The 535-nt window shown below is 49.5% G+C and carries 1 protein-coding gene; it reads right to left on the reverse strand.

What is annotated here, in order from left to right; all coding sequences use genetic code 11:
- Window positions 1-429: hypothetical protein (locus R7Z50_RS30675; RefSeq protein WP_318150174.1), on the reverse strand; the 429-nt coding region annotated here is incomplete at its 3' end.
- Window positions 430-535 lie beyond the last annotated feature (106 nt).

Below are 535 nucleotides of genomic sequence, written 5' to 3' on the forward strand. Positions count from 1 at the left end.
TGGATGGGAAGAAAGCCACAGTGAGAACGACTCTCCTGAATCGACAGACCATGAATCACCGCCACTATCGACAATTTGCACTTCCAACGCCCGGCAGGTTTCGGTGATCAGGGTTTCCAGAAATGCCCCAATTCTGGCCGGGTCTTCATATTTCTCTCTCTGCTCATGAAACACGAGCTGGCTGTAGCGATGCAGAGCTTCTTCAATGATCGGGTAAATCACAGGCTCCTGATTAGCCTTAATCCCGTCTGTGATGTAGCAGCTCAGCTTCTCGATGATGGCCTCCGATGCAGGCCAGTCGAATTGGAGGATGCTCAGGATGTGAGCGTTCTTGCGGCCACGACTTTTCAATTCATTCATAACCCTGTCGAAAGGGTTCACATCGACCATGATGGCTACCTCGTAATCTCTATACTTCTTGTCACACATAGCTCTGCTCTTACTGGGTCAATATGGGCAGACGGCCTTTTACGATTGTTCCGCCTGAAATTTTGGCTATGTATTCCAGGTTCGGAAGCATTCCCAATAACTGGGC

The organism is Vibrio sp. 1249-1 (genome assembly GCF_033340495.1).